The following is a 21,799-nucleotide window of genomic DNA, read 5'->3' as shown; positions in this document are numbered from 1 at the left end:
GGCGACACTGACCGCTTGTAACGGCTGGCGCTGAAAGCGTCGACAGGCAATGCGGTCGACCGTGCCTCATGGCTGTCGGCTGCGTCCGCCACCCAGAAGCGGATTGTCGCCGAGTTCCGGCGCCGGCATGCCGCCGTCACCGGGGGCTTCGCCGAAACTGTCGGGAGCCTCCATCAGCCCCTCTTCGATCGCCGGATCGAGCGGTGGCAGCGCTGGCGCATCCGGCGTCATGCCGCCGTCGGATTGGCTCGCATCGGCAAGCGGCGGCGCATCCGGCGTCAATGGCACGTAAAGCGAGACGGTCACGATGACCGCGATCACCATCAGCCAGGAGCCGATAATGCGCGCCGGAATGGTGAGCCAGGCACCGCGGAAGGGGCGCAGCATGAGACCGGGAACGGCCAGGATCCACAGCGCCCCGAGGACGGCGGAAAACGCGAACTCCTTGATACCGATGCCGAAATCATCAAGCCCGATGAAGAGCGATATGGAAAAGCCGACCACGGCGGCCGCGAACGGTGCGGCAAGACGGCGAACCCGCGCCGGCAGCCACAGAACGAGACCCGACAGCAACACGGCCACCGGCGCGATCAGGAAAAGCTCGTGACCGAGCGGGCTTTGCAGGATGGCGCTGAAGATCGGGTCGAAGAAGAGCAGCATCGGCGCGACGACGGCGATAAAGGCGACGACGATCGAGACGACCTCGCTCCGCCGCTGCGCCATGCCGATCGCCACTGACAGGCCGAGCATGGCAAGCACGAGATCGTAGATGGACAAGGTGAAGAGATAGCCGAGCTCGAAGAAGGCGAATTCGTGGGGAATGCCAAGCGAGGCGGCGACTGTGAGCACGCCGGCCAGGAAGACGCCGAAGGCGATCCGGAACTCCCGGGTTCGAGCACCGGCGCGCAAACGCTCGGCGGCCGTCATGACGCCTGAGGCTACGGCCGCGCCAGGGATGTCTTCCGCCTTCCGGCCCGAGACGTGGAGAGACCCGCCACCCGGCTGGGGCCGACCAGGCTTTGCACTTCCGCGCCTCGCGGCATTCCGCTCCGATTTCCTGTGGGGCTTCTGCTTCTTCATCCACCTCGTCCCATCCCGCGCGGCAAGCCGCAGCGTGAAGCCTATTTCACAGGAGGCTTGATTTGTCACCGCCGGCCGCTGCACTCTCTGGTGACGAAAAGGGAGCGCATTCATGGCCATCGTGATGCTCAATGCCGTCACGCGTATCGAGCGCAAAGCGGCGACAAGTTTCGTCTTCGATACCGTCAACCGCCTTGGCGGCTGGATCGATGACGTGCACATGTATTCCAACCTGATGAACACGATCCGTTTCACCCTGCCCGCCGGCGCCTTTGCAGGCTTGCTGGAAGCGCTGGGTGAAGGCGGCATCGCGGTCGAGACTCCGGCCAGGCTCGGCACCATCCGTGATCCCTCGGCCGAGCGCATGGCCACCCTGCAGCTCACGTTCATCCATGACGAGCCCGACCTGAAACGCGAAATACCGTCCATTCCCGGCTGAAGCGGAATCCCGGGCGGCAAAGCACCAGAAACCCGGCGGTCTCCCGCCGGGTTCCTGGCTTGTTTTACAGGCTTGAAAGAAGGAATCAGGCCGCGCGGCGCTCGTGCCGGCCCTCCTCGATCTCCTCGATGATCTTGGCGACGAAGGCGTCGAGATCGCCGGGATTGCGGGAGGTGATGATGCCCTGGTCGGTGACCACGGCCTCGTCCCGCCAGACTGCGCCGGCATTGATCATGTCGGTCTTGATCGAGGAGTAGGAGGTCGCTTTGCGGCCTTTGATGCCACCGGCTTCGATCAGAAGCCACGGACCATGGCAGACGGCGGCAACCGTCTTGCCGGAATTGAGGAAGGTCTTGACCAGGTCGACGGCCTTCTCCTCCTTGCGCAACAGGTCGGGATTGATCTGGCCGCCGGGAATGACGAGAGCGTCGAAATCATCGATCTGCACCTCGTCAAGCGTGAGATCCACGTCAGCCGTGTCGCCCCAGTTGTCCTCGTCCCAGCTCTTGATCGGCGCCTTTTCAAGCGAGGCGATTGTGACTTTTGCACCCTTCGCCGTCAGCTGTTCCAGCGGCACGCGAAGCTCGGAGCGCTCATAGCCGTGGGTGGCGAGAATGAGAATGCGGGCGGAAGTGATGGAGGGCATGGGAGGTCCTTTTCCTTGGTTTTTGTCGTGGGGGATGACAAGGAAACGACGCCGCCGCGGCATCGTTCCGGGAAAAACGCAAAAGACCCCTCCTCAAGGTGTTGCCGCCCGGCTTTCCCTTTGCTAATCAGGCCGCGATTTGCAGCGCGTCATCGTCGCTCAAATCCTGTTGGGGCGTCGCCAAGCGGTAAGGCATCGGTTTTTGGTACCGACATTCCCAGGTTCGAATCCTGGCGCCCCAGCCATTATCGCAGCCGGTCTGCCATGGGATAGCCGTGCTGCGCTTGCGACTTCAGTAAGCGATGATGAGGTGCTGGAGGATTCGGCGGTGGCCCGCTGTCGGCCTTGCGGGAGGACCCGCCAAAGCGAGTGGACACCGTCTTCGGCGAATGCTGTGTCATGCGTACAACTGGCCAGAAGCAGCGTGTGTTGAGCGTCCGCACTTTTTCCCAGTGAGCGGCCGATCCTGATTGTGGATAGGGCGACGCGGGAGTAGCAGTCCAAAATCGCCCGCACGACGCTGGTCGTTGCCCGCAGGCTCGGTACCATCCGCAATGCCAACCGCATCCTCGTCATGCAGCTGGGCCGCATCGTCGATGTCGGCAACCATGCCGAACTGATGAAGCGGCAAGGGGCTTATGCAAAGCTTGCGGCCTGACCGACAAAGGGCAGGGCGCCGGTGTATGCCACATGAGCGTCGATAGCTTGCGGGGCACGTTGCCGTTGATCAGGCGCTCACAAGCGGGCCGACAACGCCCTGCGAAAGGGTACTATGTTCTCGTCGTCCATTGCGGGCTGCGCTTCGAGCTTGCGAAATTCCGAAGGCGGGTGACCATAGCGGCTGATGAACAGCTGGCGCATGTTCGTCTGGCTGCCCAGTCCTGCCAATCGGGCGACATCCTTGATCTTGCGCTCCCCAGAGCGAAGCATCTCACAGGCATAAGCAAGCCGGACGGACAGCACGAAATCGCCCACCGTCTGACCTGTCCTCTGCTTGAAGGTGCGTGACAGGGTGCGTTCGCTCATCGCGACCATGCTGGCAAGCCGGCCGACGGTAAGGTCGGCCGAGGGGTTGGCGATCACCCACTGCTGAATGCGCTCGACGGGGCTCCGTCGATCTCCATTCACCAGATTTGCACCGCCATTGGCGAAGCGGGGACGCATGTCCGGAAACCGGTCGGTAAAACGCTGGCTGACATCCATGGCTGCGTCATATCCCAGATCCTCCTCGATCAGGGCCAGGGCAAGCGATAGCCCGACGGCCGGCCCGCGTGCGCTCCAGATCTTGCCGCTCTTGTGCAAATCGTAATTGGGGTCAACGACGGTCTGATCGCAGATTGTCGAGAGACGTTCGCCGACATTGCTGTCGGCCGCCACCGTGAGGCCGCGCGTCAGCCCGGCATGCGCGGCCAGCAGGAGGCCGTTTCCAAGCGCAACGATCCGTCTCACCGCCGCGCCGCGCCGGGCAAGAACTGCACTACATTCGACATCCTGGTCTTGCAGGGCGCTGACCGAGCAGTTCGGCAGGATCAGCGTGTCGATATCTGTGGGCGCGCTGGTGATGTCATGGGCGGCCTGGACGCGGATCCAGGGTTCTTCGGCCTGAAGGCTGCCTTGTCCACAAGCGCAAGTTGTTAGCAGATAGGACGCGTCGCCGTTGGGATCCCGGGCTGACCGCAAGGCCTCGACGAAGGAGGCCAGATCTAACATTCCGCAATTGCTGCGCAGCACAATCATCACTGTCCGCATCGCCGTCGGTTCCTAGTGTCTCGATCGCCTTCATCCGTCATTCTTGTCTAAAAAATAATATAATTGAGCATTTTTTGAACAAAGAGTGGATAAAAAATAATCAGCGCAAATAGTTATCGACATTGTATTTGGTATAGAATGGATTCTGTTTATTCAGGTAAGTCGCAATTTTTATGCATGTCTTGGATATCGCTTATAACAAATCGTATATGACAATTTTACTGGATTGGCAGACCTTTTTTGGTTATAAATTGCGGAATTTCGGTCTGTGATCTTTATGTTGCAGCGCAACTATTCGGACATTTTGCGACAAGATTCCGACAACTGTGCAAGTCGGTGACAGTCTGCACTTTCCATCCCCCACGAGCGGCTCCTAACGTTAAGTCAAGATTAACTTTTCGGGTCTTGCCGCCTCCGCCTTTTTCTTGACGTGCCTCAATTCGGGGACGCATTCGAGAGCGCAGTGAAGCGGGCAGGGCACTCCCGGGTTAATCGACGATTGAACTCATGAGGAGTCCCGAGCCGTGCGAAATTTACTTCGCTATGCAATCTGGTTGGCCATCGTCGTGGCGATGTTCGTCTTGATCGCCCAGCCCGTCGGCCATGCCGCGCGCTTCAACCTTTCCATTATCGTGATCGTCCTTCTCGGCGCCATCATGTTGCTGAAGCTCGATGGTTTCTGGCGCCATATCTTCCTGGCGCTGGCGAGCGTCGTGATCCTGCAATATGCCTATTGGCGTACGACAAGCACCCTTCCGCCGCTGGAAGATCTCTATTCCTTCGTTCCTGGCGTCATTCTTTACGCCGCCGAGATGTACTGCATCATGATGCTCGGCATCAGCCTGTTCGTCGTCGCCGATCCGATCGATCGCCCGCGAGCGCCACAACTTGCCGACGAAGAGAGTCCGACGGTCGACGTCTTCATTCCCACCTATAACGAAGATCGCGAGATTCTGGCGCTCACGGTGGCCGCGGCCAAGGCGATGGACTATCCGTCCGACAAGTTCACCGTCTACCTCCTCGATGATGGCGGCACCGACCAGAAGCGTAATGCCGACGATCCGGTCGCCGCCGCCAAGGCGAAGGAGCGCGCGGCAATCCTGAAGGATCTCTGCAGCGACCTCGGCGCCGTCTACATGACCCGTCAGGAGAACGTGCATGCCAAGGCCGGCAACCTGAACGCCGCCCTCTGGCGCACCCATGCCGATCTTGTGGTCGTCTTCGATGCCGATCATGCTCCGGAACGCAACTTCCTGCGCGAGACCGTCGGCTATTTTCTGGAGGATGAGCGCCTGTTCCTCGTCCAGACACCGCACTTCTTCTCGAACCCGGATCCGATCGAGCGCAATCTCGGAACCTTCGGCCGCATGCCTTCCGAGAACGAGATGTTCTACGGCAAGATTCAGAAGGGTCTCGACCGCTGGAACGCATCCTTCTTTTGCGGCTCGGCTGCGGTCCTGCGCCGTGAAGCCCTGGAAGAGGTCGGCGGCTTTTCGGGTATCACCATCACCGAGGATTGCGAGACCGCCCTCGAACTCCACTCCCGTGGCTGGAACAGCCTCTATATCGACAAGCCACTGATTTCGGGCCTGCAGCCGGAGACCTTCGCCAGCTTCGTCGGTCAGCGTTCGCGCTGGTGCCAGGGCATGGTGCAGATCCTGATGCTCAAGAACCCGCTCTTCAAGCGCGGCCTCTCCCTGCCGCAGCGCCTGAGCTACATCTCGAGCTCGCTCTTCTGGTTCTTCCCCTTCGTCCGCTCGGTCTTCTTCGTCGCCCCGCTGCTCTTCATCCTTTTCGACATGAAGATCTTCGTCGCGTCTTTTGAAGACTTCTTCGCCTATACGGTCATGTATCTGATCGTCGGGGAAATGGTCCGCAGCTACCTCTATGGCAGCGTCCGCTGGCCCTGGATTTCGGAGCTCTACGAATATGTCCAGTCGGTCTATCTGTTCCAGGCGATCATCAGCGTGATCCTGAAGCCGAAGAGCCCGACCTTCAAGGTGACTGCCAAGGGCGTCTCCCTGAAGCAGGACCGTCTTTCGGAACTCTCGCTGCCCTACTTCATCATCTTCGGTATCCTGTGCTTCACACTGTTTGTCGCGGCCTATCGCTACAACACCGAGCCGGAGATCTCGAGCCTGCTCCTGATCGTCGGTGCCTGGAACTGGATGAACCTGATGATCGCCGGCTGTGCGCTGGGAGTCGTCACCGAACGGAGCCAGGACCTCGCAGGCGTCGAGCTGCCGCTGCGCACCAATGTCGAGCTGCAGTTCGGCGAAACCGTCCTGCGCGGGGCAATCACCGAGGCTTCCGCCAAGGGTGCCAAGCTCATACCCGCACAGGGCGCCTCCCGCATGCTGCGCAAGGGTGAATATGGTCGTCTTCAGTTGCTCAACGTGTCCTCGACGATGATCGTGACGTCCTTGCCCGTCAGCATTGCCGGCGGAGCACCCGACGAAGACGGGGCCATCGCCCTGCACTTCGATGCCGAGCCCTATCACTTCCCGATCATCGCAGAACTTTTGATGCACGACATGTCGGTGGTCCGTGAACAGCGTGCCCTGCGCCAACGTCCCAAGAGCATGATCGCCGGCAGCATTCGCATTCTGCGTTGGGCGATCACATGCCCGCTCGCCGCACTCGGCGTCGCGCTCGGTGGCAAGCCGACCGAAAAGGCCGAGCCGCAAAGACTGAAACCTCTTGCCGGCGCCGCTCTGGCCGCTGCCCCGGTACGTCACCAGGAGGCCGGAGAATGATCAGGAAACACCTCTCTTCGCTGGCGATCGTCGGCCTGCTGCTTGCCGCCTCGCCATCAGCCGCAGCCACCTCCGCCGGCTTTGTTCTCGCACCGCAGGTCAAGGTTCAGACCGAGACCAAGGAATATTTCCAGGATGAAAGCCAGATCCGCCGTCTCATAGCAGACAAGCAGGACCTGTTCTTCACCGGCGAGACCGCCAATCGCGAATATCCCTTCGTCGTGCTGCCCTCGGAAATGACGGGTTCAGCCAAGCTGATCATCACCTTGCAAACGGCGATTTCGGTCGCACCGGAACGCTCGGCGATGCGCATCTTTGTCAATGATCGTGACATCGGTTCGGTGAACCTGAAGTCCGGTGACGCCCATCAGGTCGAGCTTGAGCTGCCGAAGGGCCTTCTTCAGCCCGGCTATAATGCCGTGACTGTTCTCTTGGACCAATCGCATCGCGTCGATTGCTCCGTCGAGGCGACCTATGAATTGTGGACGCAGATCGATCCGGCACGCAGCGGCTTCGTCTTCACCCGTAATGCCAAGGATGACCCCAGCGATGTCTCGACGCTTCTCGCCTACAGCCGGGACGTCAATGGCCATGCCGCCATCAACGGCCTCATTCCCCGTGGCGCCGCCGGCGAGGATATCGATCGTACCTTTGCCGTCGTGCAGGCTCTCTCCATTCTCGGCCATTTCGATCGACCTGTGGTCACCGTAGGAAACAGTGCCGGATCGGGTCCTGGCATCGATCTCGTGGTCGGCACCTTCGGCACGGTGCGCGACCTCATCGGTGTGGTGCCACAGCAGTCCGGCGTCCAATTCGACATAGATCCGTCCACCGGAAGGAGCCGTATGGTCGTGGCGGCTCGGACCGCCGATGAACTGGCGAGCACAATCAGGGACTTTACGCTGCGCGCCCAGACAGAGATCACCGACGGTTCACCCCAGGGGCGTCGGGCGCTTGGCAATCGTCGGGGTCGCCTGCTCGAGTCCGGCAGCGTCAACACCCTGGCCGAACTCGGTTTCGTGTCCCGTCCCTTTGCCGGTCGTCATTTCCAGCAGGCGATCGCCTTCAGTCTGCCGGCGGATTTCTACCCGGGCGACTACGGTGCCGCCAACCTGAAACTGAATGCGGAATACGCCGCCGGACTTTCGCCGACGGCCCAGATGGTCGTCCGCGCCAATGGTGACACGGTCGCAAACATCCGGCTCGGTGAGGCGCGCTCCGGCCGCATCGACGGCCAGGTGCTGCCGATCCCTCTCAACAAGCTCAGACCGGGTTACAACGTCATCGAGTTCGAGGCGGAACTGCACGCGGCATCCGATGCGGTCTGCGACCCCTCGACCCTCGGCAACACAACGGCGCGCTTCTTCATCAAGGGTGACAGCACGCTCAACATCCCGGCTTTCGCCCAGATTGGCCATGCGCCGGATCTCGCCGTGGTCTCCGCCGGAAAGGCGGACTTCGACGATGATGCGTCCATGCCGCTCTACGTTGAGAACATGGATGACGCCGTCCTTGGTGCCGCCGGAACCTTTTTGGCGAAAATGGCCTACGTATCGCGCGAGGTCAGCTCCGTTTCGGTGACCTCCGGCTGGCCGCTGGATCGTGAAGGCCCGCTTTTGGCCTTTGGCACCTTCTCCGGTTTTTCGGGTCAGTTGCAGTCGGATCTTGGGATCAACCTCAATCCGGTCGCGAGTGATCTCGGCCTGTCGATCGATCAGAACTTGGCCGATCCGAGCAGCGCCCCGGTCGAAGAGGCTGCCCCAGCACTTTCCATCGACGGCACTCCGGTGGCGGCAGACGATTTAGGCCCGACGTCTCTCGTTGCCCGCTTGCGGGAAAGGGCGAACGAGCTTTTCGATGGGATCAGCACTCGCATCCGCATTCAGGCCGCTCAACTGGGTCTCGTCGAAGACGGCACTGTCCTCTCCGACGATGCCGTCTACCAGGTGAGCGGCGAGGCGGACATGCTGGTGGCCCAGCGTCTCGTCAATGAGCGTGATGCCTGGACGGTCGTCGCAGTGCGCGAGCCGGCAGTCCTGTCCGAGGGCCTGCGAAGCCTCGTGCAGAGGGATGTCTGGGGTCGTCTTGGCGGCGCGGTCTATGCCCTCAAGCGCGACGGGACCTTGGTCGAGCGCAAACTGGCTGCCCATGAGCGTCTCTATGAAACGAAGCCGCTCAGCCTGCAGAACGGTAGACTTATCGTGGCCGGCTGGTTCTCCAACAATGCCCGGGAGTTCACCATCGCGCAGATCATCATCGCAATCCTTCTCGGCGCTTCGACTTTCGTCGTCTTGAGGCAGGGACGGAAATCGTGAAGACACGCACTCGTATCCTGTCGTTTCTGCTTTTGAGTTGCTCCCTGTTTACGGGTGCTGCGACTGCGGTGCGGTCGCAGCTGGAGGAAAATCCTGCGGCCGACCTCGCCGTCGGCGCCTGGCTCGTCTATCGCCACAACTTCCTCACCGAAGAGGGGCGGGTGGTTGACAACCGGGCCGGTGGGATCAGCCACAGCGAAAGCCAGGGCTATGGCATGCTGATGGCCGAGGCGGCTGATGATCGCGACAGCTTCGATCGCATCTGGCGGTGGACGAAGGCAAATCTCTTTGTCCGGGAGGACGGTCTCGCCGCCTGGCGCTGGGATCCGTCTCAGATGCCGCCGATCACCGATCGCAACAACGCGACCGATGGCGATCTGCTCATCGCCTGGGCACTGATGCGCGCCGGCCAGCGTTGGAACGAGCCTGATTTGCTGAGGGAAGCCCAGCGGATATCAGACGCGATCAATGCCCGGACCGCGATCGATACGGCGCATGGCCTCGTCCTCCTTCCCGGTGTTCAGGGCTTCGGGGCAAACGACCAGCCGGATGGTCCGGTGGTCAACATGGCCTACTGGATTTTTCCGGCGATCGTTGATCTCGGACGCTTGTCGAACCGCTTTCCGTCTGAAGCTCTCATGGACAGCGGTGTACGCCTGCTCCGCGAAGCCCGCTTCGGTCCTGCGAGATTGCCGGCAGATTGGGTCTCGCTTTCCAACGAGATGCCACGCCCCGCAAGCGGCTATCCCTCTCAGTTCGGCTATGATGCGATCCGCGTTCCGCTTTATCTGGCGTGGTATTCGCGCGACTACCCGGACATTCTCGAGGTCTTTGCCGCGCACTGGAAGCAGTTCGGACCCGCCTCGATGTCCGTGGTCGAACTCGCAACCGCGACCCGTCTCGCCCCAATGCCCGGTCCCGGCTACCAAGCTGTCGCCGGCCTCGTCGAATGCAGCCTGGGCCGACGTCCCGATGTCGCCCTTCTCTCTGACTTCAGCTCCCAAGACTATTACCCCGCCACGCTCCATGTGCTCAGCCTCATGGCGATCGCTGAAAGGTATCCCACATGTTTGACCGATTTCCCCTGAAAACTGCACTTCTTCTCGGTGCCTGCACGATCATTCCCCTCAGCCAGGCCACAGGAGACGCGGTGAAGAATTTCCCCGCCATGGGCGTCGTCGTTCCCGGCGGCGTGGTGCTCTCCAATGTCTCCGTGCCGGCAGGCGTGCAGCCAGCCATGCCGAGCTTTGCGCCGGTCGCGGCGCCGAACCTGCCGCCCGTCGTTCCGACGACCATGGCAGCACCGCAGCCGGTGATGCCCGTGGCACCGGCTGCCGCCCAGATCGTACTGCCGGCCGCAATGCCGGAGCCGACAGCCCCCACGGCCATGGCGCCCCAGGCTGCGAGCCCTGTGATCCGCGATGTCGCGCCCGGGGAAAATCCATTCGGGCCAAGCCAGGCCACGGTGGCAAGCAGACCGGCCGTCCAACCTGCACCTTCGGCCGTCAGCGCCCAGGCGCCGGCAGCCGCATCGTCTCGCGACAGTGTAGAGCTCCAGATCGCCCGGCTCAGCCAGCAGGCCGAGGAGCCCGTGGTTGCGACCCGGCCGCAGGTGGACGACACGGCGCTGCGTTACTATGCCCAGACACGAGACCTGAAGCGGCTTGGCGCGGAACTGCGCCGCCTGAAGGCCCTCTATCCCAACTGGGATGCGCCGGAAGACCTGTTCGATGCTCCGACCAACGTCTCCGAACAGCCGCTGTGGGATATCTTTGGCAGCGGTGACTACGTCCGGGTCCGCACAGAGATGGCCAAGCTGCAGAGCGAGAACCCCAACTGGAAGCCCAGCCAGGAACTCCTCGACAAGCTGGCTCTGGCCGAGACCCGCAGGCTGATGGAGCGCTCCCACGCCCAGCGCAACTGGGCCCAGGTCGTAAGCCTTGCCGAGGGCTCGCCGCAGCTGATGGTCTGCGCCGAGATGAACACCATGTGGATCACGGCCGAAGCACTCGCCCAGTCGCGTGACTTTGCCCGCGCCTTCGATCTCTACAAATACATCGTCACAAACTGCGAGGATCCGAACGAGCGGCTGTCGACCGTGCAGAAGGCAAGCCTGCTTCTGCCTGAGGCTGGTACCCGTTCACTGGTTGCTCTCGGCGCGATCCTACCTGACGGCACGGGAGAGTTCGACAACGTCTCTTTCGATCTCGTCCGGCGCAAGATGGGCCAGATCGCCGAAGGCACCCCTGCGACAGGGCTGACGCTGGACGAACTGCAGCGCTTCAGCGACTATGTCCAGCGCTCATTCTCCGCCGCCGATGCTGAGCTGTTCGGCTGGTTTTATTATGGCCAGCAAAGCTGGGAGGCCTCCTATCACTGGTTCGTCAGTGCCACGCGCATGGCAACCAGCCTGAAGAGCATCGAAGGCGTCATCCTCACACTGCGCAACATGGACCACCGCGATGAGGCACTTCAACTGGCTCGTCAATACGCAACGCAGACCCCAGAGCTGAAGAAGATCTATATTGAGCTGGTATCGGCCGGCCTCACCGATCAGGAGACGCCTCTGGTACCCTCAGAGGAGGAGCTGAAAACCTTTGAGGCTTATGTCTTCGAGCAGAAATCGGCCTTGGGTGCGCAGGCGCTCGCATGGCACCGCCTCGACAACAAGGCCACCAAGGACGCCACGCGTCTGTTCCAGCAATCCGTGGAATGGGAACCGACGGAGGGTGGTGTTGTCGGCCTCGCCGTTCTGGCCTCGCGGGCGAAGAACTGGGGACGCGTCGCTGCGATCAAGAGCCAATATGGCGAGAAGTTCGCAGCCCTCGATAACGTCAAGGTCTATCGCCCGAAGGTTGTGGCCAAGCGACCGCCGGCCAAGCCGAAGGAAACACCCGACCTGCTGACCTGGCTGCTGCAGAAGAACAAGAAGGACGAGAAGAAGGGCAGGGTCGAGACGGAGTGACGGAGCGAGCCTGACTGATCGGCATCGGACAAAAATCTGAAAGGAACCGCCGGGGTCCCCGGCGGCCAACCGGTTGCAACACGCTAAAGCGCGCTTCGGCCCAAGGACTGTTAACTCGTCTGGCCCCCACGCGCATATTGCAGCGCAAGCCGCATGCCGCCCGCTTCAACCACCGGCACAGCAAACCCGTAGATCGCCTCCAGCACCTCCGAGCGCATGATCGCATCAGGCGGCCCGTCGGCGGCGATCCGGCCATCCTTCATGGCGATGATCCGGTCGGCGCTGGCCGAGGCGTGGTTGATGTCGTGCAGCACGATGACGATGGTGCGACCGGTCTCGTCGGCGAGCCGGCGCAGTTCCAGCATCAGCTGGCGGGCGTGATACATGTCGAGATTGTTCAAGGGTTCGTCGAGCAGGATGTAATCGGTGTCTTGCGCATAGGTCATCGCCACCATCACCCGTTGCCGCTGGCCGCCGGAGAGGCGGTCGAGCGAGCGGTTGGCTAGGCCTTCGAGTTCGAAGCGGGCAAGCGCCTCCTCGACCATCGCCTTGTCCTCGGCCGTCATTCGCCCGCCGCTATGCGGAAAGCGGCCGAAGCTGACCATTTCGCGCACGGTGACGCGCGGCGGCGGGCCGGAGTCTTGCCTCAGGATCGCAAGCTTCTTGGCCAGCACCTTGCCGGGCGTCGAGCCGACCGGAAGTCCGTCGATGGTGACGGATCCCTGCTGCAGCGGCAACAGCCGGGCGGCAAGCGAGAGCAGGGTGGATTTACCCGCCCCGTTCGGGCCGATCAGGGCGGTGAGGCCACCCCTCGGCAGAACGAGGTCGATGCCGTCGAGCACGCGCTGGCCTTCGCGAGTGAGGCTGACGGATTGGATTTCGATCATCGTGTGCGCCTCGCAAACAGAAGCAGGATGAAGACAAGGCCGCCGAGGAAATCGACGACGACAGAGAGCGTGCCGGCCTGGCTAAGCCCGTGTTGCAACAGCGTCTGCCCGCCGACCAGCACGATCACGCCGAGCAACATGGCAACCACGAAGACGGAAGCGTGCCGACGCGAGGATGTGAGCCGTTCGGCCAGCGCTGCAATCAGCAGGCCGAAAAAGGTGACGGGGCCGACGAGTGCTGTGGAAACGGCGACCAGGAGTGACACGGTGATGAGCTGCACCAGCACCACCCGGTTCCAGTCGAGACCGAGGCCGATGGCCGTGTCGCGTCCGAGCGCTGCGATATCGAGCAGATGGCGGCGCAAGAACAGGAAGCCGCCGGCCAACACCGTGACGAGGGCCGCGATGATAAGCAGGTCGGTGTTCGGCGCGGAGAAGTTGGCATACATCGCCCGCTGCGCCACGGCGAATTCCTGCGGATCGATCAGCCGCGCCAGAAGATTGGTCAGGCTGCGGAAGAGCCCGCCGATCACGACGCCGGCGAGCAGCATCAGCGTCAGATCCATCCGGCTTTTCAGCGCCGGCCAGAGGATGAGCATGGCGAGCAGCATCAGCGCGGATGCCTCCATGCCGAATTTCAGATGCGGCGAGAGCGAGACATAACCCAGCCCGCCAAGTGCATAGACGAGCGCCGCCTGACCGAACTGGTAGAGCGCATCGAGGCCCATGATCGAGGGTGTGAGGATGCGGTTGCCGGTGATCGTCTGGAAGGTGACGGTCGAGAGCGCGATGGCAATGGCGACGGTCACCAGCGCCGCAAGCCTGACACCGCGCAGCTCCAGCGCTAAAGCGATATTGCCGCGCAGGTTGACCGTCATGAAGGCGGTAATGGCCAAGAGCGCAAGACAGAGGAGAAGGCCGATAACGATCCGGTCACGCATCGCGCCGCTCCCGGAGGATGAACCAGAGGAAGACGGCCGGTCCGATCACGCCCATCACGGTGCCGACGGGGATCTCGTAAGGAAAGCGCATGATGCGCCCCGCGATATCGGAGGCGAGAACGAGAATTGCCCCGCCGAGCGCCACGAGCGGCAGCGTGCCGCGCAGATTGTCGCCCGAGAGGCGCGAGACGAGATTGGGTACCACAAGGCCCACAAAGGGGATCAGTCCGACGACGACGACCGAGAGCGCCGACATGACGGATACCAGCACCAGCCCGATCTGCGTCATGCGGCGATAATCGATGCCGAGGCTGGTCGCCTGGTCCTCGCCGAGCGCCATGATCGTCAGCCGGTCGGCAATCGCGATGGCAGCGCCGACGATGACGACGGCGACGAAGAGCAGCTCATAGCGACCCTTCAGCACGCCGGAGAATTCGCCATTGGTCCAGATGTCCAAATATTGCAGGAGATCAGTCTGCCAGGCGACATAGGTGACGGCCGCCCCCACCACGCCGCCATAGACAAGGCCGAAGAGCGGCACGAGATGCGGCTGTTCGGGCGGCAGGCGGTGCGCGGTGGCGAGGAACAGCGCGGTGCCCGCGAGCGCATAGCCGCTGGCGACCAGTGCCTTCACGCCAAGGCCGGCGGCCGGCAGGAAGAGCGTCACGATCAGGATGCCAAGGGCCGCACTCTGGGCGGTGCCAGCCGTCGAGGGCTCGACGAAACGGTTGCGCGTCAGCGTCTGCATGATCTGGCCGGCAACGGCGAGCCCCGCACCGCAGAGCACGGCGGCAAGCGTGCGCGGCAGCCGGCTGATGGCCATGAGATCGGCAAAGGGCATCGCCCCATCAGCGCCGGAGAGCGACATCTCCTGCACGCCGATGGCGAGGCTCATGACGACGAGAAGCGCCAGGCAGAGCCCGGCGCCAATCATTGCGCGACGATGTGGTCTATCAGCGATGGCAGACATCACTGGCTGGCGGAAAAGGCGGCTTCGATCATCGTCAGCACCCGTTCGGTGGCCTTCAATCCGCCGGCTGCGATGTAGAAATCCGCCGACGGCAGATAGATCACCTGGCCGCTCTTCCAGGCCTTGGTCTCGGCGACCAGTGCGTTGTCGAGCGTTGCCTTGGCATTCTGGTCATTGGCGCCGATGGCGGCGGCCCGGTCGAGCACCAGCAGCCAGTCGGGATTGGCCTTGGCGATGAACTCGAAGGAGACCGGCTCGCCATGGGTGGCGGCTTCGACATCCTCGACTGCCGGCGGCAGGTCGAGCGCCTTGTGTACCCAGCCAAAGCGGGAATCGATCCCGTAAGCGGTGACCTTCGGCCCGTTGGTCATCAGGATCAGGCCCTTGCCCTTGCCCTGAACAGCGGCCTTGGCACGGGCGAGCGCTGCGTCGAATTCGGCAACCGCCTTCTCGGCCTCTGCCTGCTTTCCGAGGATCGCGCCATAGGTGAAGGCCCGCTCGCGCGCCTGATCGATCACGTCGACACCGTCCATGGTCATGTCGAGCGAGGGCGCGACCTTGCCCGTTTCCTTTTCCTTGCCGGAAGAGCGACCGCCAACGATGATCAGGTCAGGGGCAAGCGCGCTCAAGGCTTCGAGATTGGGCTCGAAGATATCGCCCACCACCTCGGCCTTGCCATGCAGGTCCGAGAGTTCGGCGAGATAGAGGTTTTCCGGAATGCCCGCCGGCATCACGCCGATGGCGAGCAGCGTATCAAGGGCGGCAATGTCGAAGACGGCAACCTTGGACGGCGTGCCCTCGACGGTGACCTTGCCGGCATAGGTCTCAACATCGAGCGCCAGCGCCGGCAGGGCGGCAAGCGTGAGGCCGGCGGCAAGCAGCGCCCATCGGATGAGGGGTCGGGTAAAGGGGCGGATGGTCATGGTCGTTTCTCCCAGATGTCAGATGGTCATGGATCAGCCCAGCGCTTTGAGGCGCGGCGCCGCTGTGTCTTGAAAACCGGCACTCCAGGTGTCGAAGGCAGCGCCCAGCCGGGTCTTGATGGAGGTCTCGAAGCGGTCCGCGCGGTCGAGCCGCCGCGTCACGTCCTCGATCAACCGCCGGTCGCCGGTCTGGGCGAGCTTCATCGCGGCGAAATGGATGTTCTTCAGCTCCTGATGCAGCGCCTCGATCTCGGTGCACCAGTGCTCGAACTCGCTGTTGGCAAGCTTTGCCGCCCGCCAGATGAAGGCAAAGCCATGCTCATAGGCATATTTGCGGATGGCGAGCACCGGCAGTTCGCGAAGCCCCGATGTCAGATCCGAGAGCGTCAGCCCGTCGCGCCCTTCGACATGGGCGGCGAGGATCGATCGCAGCGCGTCGATCAGCGGATTGCGGTCGCGGATCAGGCAGGTATTCAGATAGGCCGCGACATCGGTATCGGCGGCCGGCTGGAAGGCGGCACGATCGAAATGATAGCCCCCGGCGACGGACGGCTGGGCAATCGCGTTCAACACCTTTGCGCGTTCGATCGGCCCTTCCCAGCGATAGTCGGGGTCGCGGATGAACCAGACATCCGGGTCTTCGGTCATTTCCGGCATCAGGTAATGCGGGAAGGGGTTCTGGTTGAACTTGTTCTCCCGCTCCGGCAGGTGGAAGAGGTCGAGCATCACCATCACGCCCTCGGTTTCCCGCCGCTTTTCGAGCAGATCGAGGAAGGTCGCGATGTTCTCGTCCTTGGAGCGGGAATGGTCGTACCAGGGCGTCACGGGCGCGCGGTAGAGCCGCTCGAACCAGAGACGGAAGGGCTCATGGCTGACGGTGGCGTCGTGATAGAGCAGCTCGTGGCGCGGGCTGATCCCGAAGGGTGCATCCCAGATGCCGAAATAGAAGGGCCGGTGGTCGATGCCGCGCCGCTTCAAGCCATCGCAGAGGCAGCTGACGAGGCAGTGGACCTTGATGTCGTAATATTCCTCGCCATGCACCCCGCCTTCGAATTCCGCCATCGGCTCGGCAGCAGGCTCCGGTTCGGCTTGTGCCGCGTCGTCTTCAGGCAGAAAGAGATCGGCGAGATCGGTGACCGTCACCACGTCCTTGCGGCTGATCACGGCATCATCGACCATCAACCCGTGTTCGAGCTCGAGATTGAGGAAGATCTGCAGGATCAGCACGGAATCGAGATAGAGGTCCTGGTTGAGCCGCGCCGTGGGAGAAAACGCCTCCATATGCCGGTGTTGCATGGGGCCGGCCAGCACCTTTGCGATGGCGTCGATGATGTCGCTTCGGGTCACGAGGCGCGCTCCTTCTGATCGTTGAATTCTCCGTCCAAAAAGCGCCTCGCGATCTCGCGGCGGCTGATCTTGCCATTCGCCTGGCGCGGCACCTCGGCCACCTGCACGAGATGCATCGGCACCTGATGCGGTTGCAAAACGGCGATCAGCCGCTCGCGCAGCTCTGACGACGGCGTCATCCGGTTCGCCGAATAGACAAGCGCCACCCGCTCGCCGGCAAAGCTGTCGGGCACGCGGAAGGCCACTGCATCCGTGACATCGTCGACGGCGATCGCCTGGTCTTCGACATCGCGGGGATAGACGTTGAGGCCCGAGACATTCACCGTGTCATCGAGCCGCGAGATGAAGACCAGCATGCCGTCGGCTCTGACATAGCCGAGATCCTTGGTCTCGATCCTGGTGATGCCATTCAGCACGATTTCGACCGGCGCCTCCGCGCTGCCCTCTTCGGCGAGCGTAAAACGCGGCAGGATGCGGCCCATGTCGGCGGGATGGGTGAGGTCGCTGTTGATCGCCACGCAACCGGCCTCCGAGCAGCCATATTGCTGATAGAAGCGCTCGGCCTTGGCGCGGATGGTGGAAAACCAGCTCTCCGGCAACAGCGTGCCCGAGGTCATGATCGCATGCACCTTTTCGCCTGTTGGCAGGAGCCGCGCCAGCGTGTGCAGCATGGCGGGAGACGAATAGAGGATCGGCCGCTCGGTTTCGTGCAGGACCTTGATCAGATGCTTGGGATTGGCGGTGTTCACCACATGCGGCACGCGCCCGCGCTTCAAGCCGACCAGAAGCCCGCAGATCAGTCCGTAGGAATGGGTGGTCGGGCAGGCGACGACGGGCGTCATGTCCTGAGGCTCGCGGAAGAAGCCGACATAGTCTTCCAGCTCCCGCTCGATATCGTCCCATCCGCGCGCCACGCATTTTGCAGCCCCCGTGGTGCCCGAGCTCATCTGCAACAGCCGCCCGCGCGGGCTCCCGTCGTCGGGTTCGCCCAGCCATTCGGCAGTGGTTCCGCCATGATAAAGCCGGTGGCAGCCCGCCTCCTTGGCAAGCTTTCGGGCGGTCGCAAGCGGTGTGCCGGGCAGAAGCGGCAAGATACTTGCGCCGAGCCGCTTGATGGCGAAGAAGGCCGAAAGCCAGTCGATGGTTTCGGGCAGGCAGACGGCGACGCTGAGGCGCGGGTCCGCGATGCCGGTTTCGGCCAGAAAGGCCTCGCCCTTGGCGTCGATCTCGGTCTGGCTATGGAAGGTTCCGTCGATCAGGATCATGGCTGGTCGCTCCTTTCTTTGAGCCCAAGCGGATTGGGCACCCGGTGGCGATAGAGGCTGCGGTCGCGGAAAAGCTTGCGCGACAGCAGCGATTCCGTCGAAATTTCCGTGCTGTCATGGGCAAAGAGCGCAAGCCGCGCCTTGTCGGGATATCGCGCACCGTAACTGTCGAGCAGGTCGCTCACGAGGTCCCAGAAGGCCTGTTCGGACAGGCCATAGGCTGTCTCGATGAGCAGCGAGACCTCCGTCAGGCAGTAGATGAACAGGCAGTCCATCACCAGCTCGCGCAGCTCGTTGGCATGGTCGGTCCAGTAATAGGCATCCGAGGGCGCACCGTCATAAACGGGGTCGATGGCGGCGAAATCCGGCAGGCCCCCCGGGTGGCGCAAAAGTGCCGGGCAGAATTCGACGCTCTCGTGGAAATCGCGCAGGATCAGCCGCTCCGGCCAGCCGTGGCGCATGACGAGGATCATGTTCTGCCCATGCGCCTCAAGTGCCACGCCGTGATGCACCATCAGATGCCAGACCGGCAGAACGGCGACCTCCAGCATGCGGTGCAGCCAGGGCAGGAGCCCATGTCGCGCAATGAAGGGTGCGATGAACGGCTTGCCGTCCGCCTCCAGCATCATCAGCGCGTTGAAGGGCACTGCCTGTTCGCCGGGCAGGAGTTTCGGGCTCTCGCGCAGCATCAGCCCGAGCTTGCCGTCGAGCGCGCCATGCGCATCGATGCGGATACCGGCATATTCCTGCAGGATGTCGAGCGGATAGCGGCTGCGGAAATCCGGATCAGCGGCAACCAGCCCCGCCAGCCAGCGGCTGAGATGCGGTGCGGTGACGATCGAATGCGGCTCCAGCACACGTTTCGAGGAGGTGTTGACGATGTCGAGCGGCAGCTTCACATGCGCGCGGGCAGGATCGGCATGGTTGATGAGCGTGCGGATCGATTGCGTGGCTCGATAGGGGTCGCCGTTTTCGCCAAGCGAGGCAACCCGCCCGTCGGCGATCCAGTCGGCGAGTAGCCCGTCCTTCAGATGCCGCCACTGCCAGGGGTGCAAGGGCACGAGCGCATGGCTGTCGAGCGAGACGCCTTTACGCTTCATCCGAGAGAACAGCCTGGCCGCATGTGCCTCGCCCAGTTCGTTCCGCCAGAAGGTTTCCACGTCAGTCGGCAGGGCCTCGCGCACATGCGCGCGGGCGACCGCCAGCCAATGCAGCCGGAAGGGCCGGGCGGCCTCCGGGCCGAAAAGGGCGTTATCCTCCAGCGTGAATCCGGTGCGTGACTTGAAGCAGGGATGATAGGGATGCGCCTCGGAAAGCGCGCAATCCAGCCAGTCGAAGGGCAGCGACCGGCGGTCACCGGGTTGGAGCAGGGTGCTGTCCTGCGCCAGAAAGACGATCGTGCTTTGCAATTCCTTGAGCAGCGTCAGCCGGGCCGTCTCCGGTGCCGGGACCAGATCGACCAATTGATCGAGCGCGCCTGCCGTCCAGGCGCGCGTCTGCGGGCATCGCAGCTGCAGCGAGCCGGGCGCCATGCGCGTGCGTCCAAATGGCCCCTGATGCAGCCGGGCACGGGCCTCGCCATGGCCGATGACAAGCCGCGTCGTGCCGTCGTTCGAACCGGGATCGTCGACCTCTGCCACCCCTTCGAAAAGCAGGGCCGAGACGAGCTGACGGAGCACGCGCTCTTCCGGCTGGCCGGGAAGATCAAGAGGCAAGGGCATTGGTGAGCCTCCCGTTCTGGATATGGGTTGGATGCAGCGGGTTCGGCATTTCCCGATAAAGCGAGGCTCCCGCCCCACCTTCGAGCTCGTCGATGCCGGCGACGCGCACGCCGAGATTGGCCTTGGTGGTGATCGTGCTGTCGTCGAGAAGATGCCGGACGAAATCGAGCCCGCTGCCGCGCAATGTTTTGCATAGCCCCATGAGGTGGCCGCGCAGCCGGGTGAGCAGGCAGGCTTCGTCGGCAAGGCCCTCGGCGCCCATCCGGTGGATCACGGCAAAGACCTGGTTTACGACAAGGTAGTAGCCGAAGCGGCGGCGGATCTCCGCGTCGGGATAGAAGAGGTCGGCGACCTCGGCGAGCGAGGGCAGGGCGGAGGTGAGTGTCGGGCGATGCCGCTCCGAGAGATAGAAGCCCTGGCTGTCGCGGTAGATCACCTTCGTCGGCCAGCCCTGGGAGACATCGACCAGCATGTTCTGCTGATGCGCTTCGAGCGCAATGCCCGTCTCGTCATAGAGCCGGACAAGCGCGGTCATGGCGCAGTCGAGATAGCGATCGAACCACTGATGCGCGGCCTCTGCTTTCTCGAGTCCGGCCTCTCCGGCCAGCCGCTCGATCAGCGCCGCAAGCCGCTGGCGCCGCCCGGGAAGGGCCGGTGCCGTCAGCGCCGCAAGGCTCACCACGCCTTCGCCCTTCTCGCCGCGATAGGGGTTCTCCCGCAGGATCACCTCGAAGCCGCTTTCCGTCGATCCCGGCAGGTCGAGCGTGAGATAGGCGGGATCGCGCAGGAAGCCGAGCTTCGGCAGCCGGGTCTCAAGGTCGAGCAGCGCGACCAGCCGCGCCATCACCACCCCGGCCTCCAGCTCATGGGCGCGGTTGAGCCTCAGCGAATTGGTGATCTTCACCGGCAGCGAGAATTTCAGCATCCACTCGCAGTCGTCGGAGGCGACGGTGCGCACCGAAGAGGTTGCGGTGAACCGCACACCGCCGCTGCCGAGCAGGCGCAGCCCGCCCGCCGCCATCAGCGCCTGGATCTGCGGCTGCAGCAGCAGCGCCTCGGCCTGCAGCGGATGCATCGGCAGAAGCATCTCGTCCTTGCCAAGCGGCACCGTATCGAGGAGATCGCCGGCCATTTCCCTTAAGATTGCATCGAGATCACCCGCGACCGAGCGGGCCCGCACCCTCTGCCGTGGGGCAGCAAAATAGGTGAGCGGGAAGGCCCCGCCACCCTCCGGTGCATAGACGGTCGATTGCCAGTCGCTCATGCCGGTCAGGCTCTTCGGCGTGGGATGCATCCAGTGGCCGAAGGTGAGCGATTGCTCGCTTTCGAGAAAGCCTTGCGGCTGGTTGTCGAGCGGTCGGGCCACCGTCTGCCGGGTAAGGTCAGCGATCCGCGCGCAGCTCTGCAGCGTCCGGAGCATCAGCTCAAGCCCTGCGCCGGGCCGGCTGTCGTCCCTGGTCTTTTCGGCGAGATCCTGCACTAGGCATTGCACCGCCCAGAGCGGATCGATCTCCTGCCAGCCCTGTTCGCCGGCGTGCCGGCTGAAGAGCGGCCCGAAGGCTTTCGGCCCCACCTGGCTGTCACCCGAAAGCACGGCCCTGAGATGCAGCCTCGGCGCCGACAGATACCAGTCGAGGCAGCGCCGCTCGCAGCCGTCCACTGTCATGCAGGCTCCGCAGCCGGCATCGATCTCCCGGATGTAGCAATTGGCAAGGCTCTGGAAGGTGGCGGCAGCCGCGATCGCATGCGGCGTCGGCCGGGCCTGCCTATGGGCGTGCCCCATCATGGCTGGGTC

The 21,799-nt window shown here is 63.0% G+C and carries 16 protein-coding genes and 1 tRNA gene; 6 read left to right on the top strand and 11 right to left on the bottom strand.

Annotation, left to right across the window (positions count from 1 at the left end; genetic code table 11):
• Positions 1–66: 66 nt before the first annotated feature.
• Entirely contained in the window at positions 67–1,080 is a 1,014-nt protein-coding gene (locus tag H6M51_RS08180) for a hypothetical protein (RefSeq protein WP_185809395.1), read from the bottom strand.
• 112 nt (positions 1,081–1,192) lie between these two features.
• Between H6M51_RS08180 and H6M51_RS08175 the strand changes: the two genes are divergently transcribed.
• A complete protein-coding gene (locus H6M51_RS08175; RefSeq protein ID WP_185809394.1) occupies positions 1,193–1,519 on the top strand; it encodes a hypothetical protein in 327 nt (108 codons plus the stop codon).
• A gap of 85 nt (positions 1,520–1,604) precedes the next feature.
• Here the strand turns inward: H6M51_RS08175 and H6M51_RS08170 are convergent, their stop codons facing one another.
• On the bottom strand, positions 1,605–2,165 hold the full coding sequence (locus H6M51_RS08170) for a type 1 glutamine amidotransferase domain-containing protein (RefSeq protein WP_185809393.1): 561 nt from the start codon (positions 2,163–2,165) through the stop codon (positions 1,605–1,607).
• Positions 2,166–2,335: 170 nt separating this feature from the next.
• Between H6M51_RS08170 and H6M51_RS08165 the strand changes: the two genes are divergently transcribed.
• Positions 2,336–2,410: transfer RNA gene (locus H6M51_RS08165), tRNA-Gln, on the top strand.
• Positions 2,411–2,900: 490 nt separating this feature from the next.
• Here H6M51_RS08165 and H6M51_RS08160 read toward each other — a convergent pair.
• Entirely contained in the window at positions 2,901–3,875 is a 975-nt protein-coding gene (locus tag H6M51_RS08160) for a GlxA family transcriptional regulator (RefSeq protein ID WP_185809392.1), read from the bottom strand.
• 563 nt (positions 3,876–4,438) lie between these two features.
• Here H6M51_RS08160 and bcsA point away from each other — a divergent pair.
• From bcsA to H6M51_RS08140, 4 genes are read left to right on the top strand one after another with little or no spacing between them, the layout of a single operon-like run.
• Entirely contained in the window at positions 4,439–6,670 is a 2,232-nt protein-coding gene (gene bcsA / locus H6M51_RS08155) for a UDP-forming cellulose synthase catalytic subunit (protein ID WP_185809391.1), read from the top strand.
• Entirely contained in the window at positions 6,667–8,985 is a 2,319-nt protein-coding gene (locus tag H6M51_RS08150; protein WP_185809390.1) for a cellulose biosynthesis cyclic di-GMP-binding regulatory protein BcsB, read from the top strand. The genes bcsA and H6M51_RS08150 overlap by 4 nt, the downstream gene beginning before the upstream one ends.
• The gene (locus H6M51_RS08145; protein ID WP_185809389.1) at positions 8,982–10,073 is read left to right on the top strand and encodes a glycosyl hydrolase family 8; all 1,092 of its coding nucleotides are present in this window, start codon (positions 8,982–8,984) and stop codon (positions 10,071–10,073) included. Before H6M51_RS08150 ends, H6M51_RS08145 begins: the two co-directional genes overlap by 4 nt.
• On the top strand, positions 10,052–11,950 hold the full coding sequence (locus H6M51_RS08140) for a hypothetical protein (RefSeq protein WP_185809388.1): 1,899 nt from the start codon (positions 10,052–10,054) through the stop codon (positions 11,948–11,950). The genes H6M51_RS08145 and H6M51_RS08140 overlap by 22 nt, the downstream gene beginning before the upstream one ends.
• 110 nt (positions 11,951–12,060) lie before the next feature.
• Here H6M51_RS08140 and H6M51_RS08135 read toward each other — a convergent pair whose 3' ends face one another.
• From H6M51_RS08135 to H6M51_RS08100, 8 genes are read right to left on the bottom strand one after another with little or no spacing between them, the layout of a single operon-like run.
• The gene (locus H6M51_RS08135) at positions 12,061–12,837 is read right to left on the bottom strand and encodes an ABC transporter ATP-binding protein (RefSeq protein WP_185809387.1); all 777 of its coding nucleotides are present in this window, start codon (positions 12,835–12,837) and stop codon (positions 12,061–12,063) included.
• Complete coding sequence (locus H6M51_RS08130) at positions 12,834–13,778, bottom strand: iron chelate uptake ABC transporter family permease subunit (RefSeq protein WP_185809386.1); 945 nt, start codon at positions 13,776–13,778, stop codon at positions 12,834–12,836. The genes H6M51_RS08135 and H6M51_RS08130 overlap by 4 nt, the downstream gene beginning before the upstream one ends.
• A complete protein-coding gene (locus tag H6M51_RS08125; protein WP_185809385.1) occupies positions 13,771–14,748 on the bottom strand; it encodes an ABC transporter permease in 978 nt (325 codons plus the stop codon). Before H6M51_RS08125 ends, H6M51_RS08130 begins: the two co-directional genes overlap by 8 nt.
• A complete protein-coding gene (locus H6M51_RS08120) occupies positions 14,748–15,671 on the bottom strand; it encodes a siderophore ABC transporter substrate-binding protein (RefSeq protein ID WP_185809384.1) in 924 nt (307 codons plus the stop codon). Before H6M51_RS08120 ends, H6M51_RS08125 begins: the two co-directional genes overlap by 1 nt.
• 33 nt (positions 15,672–15,704) lie before the next feature.
• Positions 15,705–17,018, bottom strand: coding sequence for a DUF6005 family protein (locus H6M51_RS08115; RefSeq protein WP_185809383.1), 1,314 nt, complete (start codon positions 17,016–17,018; stop codon positions 15,705–15,707).
• Complete coding sequence (locus H6M51_RS08110) at positions 17,015–18,283, bottom strand: AMP-binding protein (protein ID WP_185809382.1); 1,269 nt, start codon at positions 18,281–18,283, stop codon at positions 17,015–17,017. Before H6M51_RS08110 ends, H6M51_RS08115 begins: the two co-directional genes overlap by 4 nt.
• Positions 18,280–20,004: an IucA/IucC family siderophore biosynthesis protein gene (locus tag H6M51_RS08105; protein ID WP_185809381.1), complete on the bottom strand. Its 1,725-nt coding sequence runs from the start codon at positions 20,002–20,004 to the stop codon at positions 18,280–18,282. Before H6M51_RS08105 ends, H6M51_RS08110 begins: the two co-directional genes overlap by 4 nt.
• Positions 19,988–21,790 (bottom strand): IucA/IucC family siderophore biosynthesis protein, encoded by a 1,803-nt coding sequence (locus tag H6M51_RS08100; RefSeq protein ID WP_210314760.1) that lies wholly within the window; start codon positions 21,788–21,790, stop codon positions 19,988–19,990. Before H6M51_RS08100 ends, H6M51_RS08105 begins: the two co-directional genes overlap by 17 nt.
• Between the last annotated feature and the right edge of the window lie 9 nt (positions 21,791–21,799).

The sequence above is a fragment of the Rhizobium sp. AQ_MP genome (assembly GCF_014237835.1).
Taxonomy (GTDB): Bacteria; Pseudomonadota; Alphaproteobacteria; order Rhizobiales; family Rhizobiaceae; genus Allorhizobium.
Note: the sequence above shows the minus strand (reverse complement) of the source record. Positions and strands in the feature narration are given on the sequence as shown.

Coding starts and splice junctions, on each gene's coding strand:
- H6M51_RS08130 (WP_185809386.1), bottom strand. CDS start 13,778: ATGCGTGACCGGATCGTTATCGGCCTTCTCCTCTGTCTTGCGCTCTTG.
- H6M51_RS08170 (WP_185809393.1), bottom strand. CDS start 2,165: ATGCCCTCCATCACTTCCGCCCGCATTCTCATTCTCGCCACCCACGGC.
- H6M51_RS08125 (WP_185809385.1), bottom strand. CDS start 14,748: ATGTCTGCCATCGCTGATAGACCACATCGTCGCGCAATGATTGGCGCC.
- H6M51_RS08120 (WP_185809384.1), bottom strand. CDS start 15,671: ATGACCATCCGCCCCTTTACCCGACCCCTCATCCGATGGGCGCTGCTT.
- H6M51_RS08135 (WP_185809387.1), bottom strand. CDS start 12,837: ATGATCGAAATCCAATCCGTCAGCCTCACTCGCGAAGGCCAGCGCGTG.
- H6M51_RS08100 (WP_210314760.1), bottom strand. CDS start 21,790: ATGATGGGGCACGCCCATAGGCAGGCCCGGCCGACGCCGCATGCGATC.
- H6M51_RS08175 (WP_185809394.1), top strand. CDS start 1,193: ATGGCCATCGTGATGCTCAATGCCGTCACGCGTATCGAGCGCAAAGCG.
- H6M51_RS08140 (WP_185809388.1), top strand. CDS start 10,052: ATGTTTGACCGATTTCCCCTGAAAACTGCACTTCTTCTCGGTGCCTGC.
- H6M51_RS08105 (WP_185809381.1), bottom strand. CDS start 20,004: ATGCCCTTGCCTCTTGATCTTCCCGGCCAGCCGGAAGAGCGCGTGCTC.
- H6M51_RS08150 (WP_185809390.1), top strand. CDS start 6,667: ATGATCAGGAAACACCTCTCTTCGCTGGCGATCGTCGGCCTGCTGCTT.
- H6M51_RS08180 (WP_185809395.1), bottom strand. CDS start 1,080: ATGAAGAAGCAGAAGCCCCACAGGAAATCGGAGCGGAATGCCGCGAGG.
- H6M51_RS08110 (WP_185809382.1), bottom strand. CDS start 18,283: ATGATCCTGATCGACGGAACCTTCCATAGCCAGACCGAGATCGACGCC.
- H6M51_RS08160 (WP_185809392.1), bottom strand. CDS start 3,875: ATGTTAGATCTGGCCTCCTTCGTCGAGGCCTTGCGGTCAGCCCGGGAT.